This is a genomic window from Bradyrhizobium jicamae (assembly GCF_001440395.1).
In the GTDB taxonomy this organism is placed as follows: Bacteria; Pseudomonadota; Alphaproteobacteria; order Rhizobiales; family Xanthobacteraceae; genus Bradyrhizobium; species Bradyrhizobium jicamae.
On sequence record NZ_LLXZ01000187.1, the window covers coordinates 59,705 to 62,433 of the forward strand.

The 2,729-nt window shown below is 62.3% G+C and carries 1 protein-coding gene and 1 pseudogene; both read right to left on the reverse strand.

Going from position 1 to position 2,729, the window contains the following annotated elements:
- On the reverse strand, positions 1–1,716 hold a 1,716-nt coding region (locus tag CQ12_RS41500; protein ID WP_347337452.1), incomplete at its 3' end, for an ABC transporter substrate-binding protein.
- Positions 1,717–2,219: 503 nt separating this feature from the next.
- A pseudogene (locus CQ12_RS46895) lies at positions 2,220–2,729 on the reverse strand (ABC transporter substrate-binding protein); the annotation flags it as partial.

Consider the following 2,729-nt stretch of genomic DNA (forward strand, 5'->3'; position numbering starts at 1 on the left):
GCCCTTGCGCAGCATATCCAGCGCCAGCCGCGGCTCCTGATAGATCAGGTGCGGCCTGATCCCGAGACGCTCGAACACGTTGATCGCGGTCACGAAGGTCGAGCTGTCGGGCAGATCGACCACCACGGTCTTGCCGTCGAGATCGCGCATGCTGGTGATCGTCCGCGGCGCGAGGACGTGCATTTCCTCGTTGAACATCTTCGCGACATAGACGAACTGGTTGCGGATGTCCTTGGCGAAGTCCTTGCGGTCGAGATAGGACAGCGTGTCCTTGCGCACGATGCCGGCGTCGACGCCGCGCAGCAGCAGGATGTCCGACACCGCCTGCACCGATCCGCGGCCCATCACCGGCAGGATCCGCAGGCTGGTGCCGCTGTCGAGCACGGACGCAAGGTCCGCACCGACCTGCGCATAGGTCGAGCCGAACGAACCCGTCATCAAGCTCACCGTGTTGGCGTTGAGCTGGTTGGCCAGATCGCGCTTGGTGGCGGTGCCGTACTTGAAGATGGTCTTGAAGGAATCGCTGACGGCGCCGGGATCGATGCCGCTGCGCACCGGGCCGAAGTGCTGCCACTGGCCGTTGGTGAAGCGCATCATCCGCATCTGCTCGATCGGCGCGTGGTCGGACGGGCTGGTATTGATCAGGATGCCCTGCACCATCATCGGAAGCTGGATACCCTTGAGCAAGCGGGCCTGCTTCATGATATTTTCGCGCGACAGGTCGTCGCCGCAGTTCTTCAGCACTTCGACCGTCAACCTGCCGACCAGATAACCGAGGACGGCCTGGCCGTTGGTCTTGCTCACGCTCGGGACGTAGCGCTGCATGAAGGCGCTCCACTCGCGGAACACCGCGTCGCCCGCCGCAGCCGAGTCTTCGCCCTCGAGCCTGTAGGCCGCAGACAACAGGCCTTCCGCATTTTGCGGGCCCGCCGGCTGAATCACGGCCGAGTACGAATTGGAGATCGAGGCGGCGAACTGCAGCGGCTTCCAACCGAGTTCGGCGGATCGACGGATCGCCATGACGGCGAATTTCGGCGTGGTGAACTCGATGAGGACGTCGGCGCCGGAGGCCTTCATCTTGGCCATCTGCGCATCGATATTGGTGTCGGTCACCTTGTAGGGCGCCTCGGACACGATCGGCATCTTGCCGCCGAGGCCGTCCTTCAGGCCTTTCAGGTATTCCTTGCCCATTCCGTCGTCCTGATAGAGGACGGCGATCCGGCTGCGCGGATGATTCTCCAGCAGATACTGCGCAAAGATCTGAGCTTCAGCGGTGTAGGTCGGCAGAAAGCCGATGGTCCAGGGAAACTCGCGCGGCTGGTCCCAGGCCGCAGCGCCCGACAAGGCAAAAAGCTGCGGAACCTTCTTTGAGTTCAGATAGGGCTGGATCGCGGCGTTCGTGTTCGTACCGATGGTGCCCAAGGTCAAGAGAACCTGATCGTCCTCGACGAGCTTGCGGGTCATCTCCATCGTCTTGGTGGGCTCGTAGGCGTCGTCATAGGTGATCATGTTGACCTTGCGGCCATTGATCCCGCCTTCGGCGTTGATCTTGTCCAGATAGGCCGCGATGACCTTGGCGATGACGCCATAGGCCGAGGCCGGACCGGTATAGGGAGCGGTGTTACCGATGCGGATTTCGTTGGGGCCCGGAGGCGCCGCGTGCGCCTGATTGCTGATCGCCGAACCAGCCATCGCGGCCACGACCAAGGCGGCCAATGCATTGCGCCGCGGCGCGCTGAAAAGCCGGCGCAAGCTGCCACGGGCCACTGACCCGGACAATTGCACCGCCGCCCTAATAGTGTCGATCAAAGCCCACATTTCACCTGTCCCCCAATACAAACTGTGCCATTTTTCGAGCAGCGAGACGGGCAGCGTTTCAGTGCTACTCGCTGACATTGTGTCTCAACTGGATTGATTTTGTGTCAAGCCCAGTCGCGGCGCGCAGTTAGTCGACCGTGTGTTCCGCCGCGACAATGCCGACATTAGTGTTACCAAAAGCGTTACCAAACCGGGATCGGCCACCCCCGCGAACGTCGATTCGCGGCATGGTTGTGCCGATACAACCTATCATTGGATTCCCGAGCACCCGCTGCCGACATACCGACCAAAATACGGCATGCGTAGGGCGATGGATTTCAGAAACAAGAACGGCCCGCCGAAGCGGGCCGTCGTGTGGTCAAACCGTGCTGACCGGCCTGATTACCTGCTGGCGTTGGCCTCTACCTGTTGGCACTGGCCTTGGCGCGGTTGGCACGCCATTCCAGGAACTCGCGATACAGGGGATCCTGCGCGGCGGTCGGCGCAGCCCCCAACGCCGGTGCAGCCCCCGATGCTGACGACACGGCTGAACCCGCAGCCAGCGGCATGTTGCGGTCGAGCCATTCCTGCGCCGCCTTGAAGCGGGTCCAGCCGGATATCGTTGCGCGGGGCGCCATTTCCTTCCACTTCGGATGGAACGGCGGACGCTGCAACTGCGCGACCTTGTCGAACATCGTATCGACCAGCAGCGACAGGCGGCGATAGCGATCGCTGTTCGGCGCCCAGTTATACGACGCCAGCACCGCTTCGGCCGCAACCGTCTCGACCGAGCCGCCTTCCGGCACCAGGTTCGGATAGTCCGCCGACGAAAGCTTGGACGGCAGATACTCCTCCTGCAGAGTCTTGGCGTATTCGACCGGGACCAGATGCAGGTTGCGGTCGTTGATCTGGTTCAGCCATTGCAACGGCTT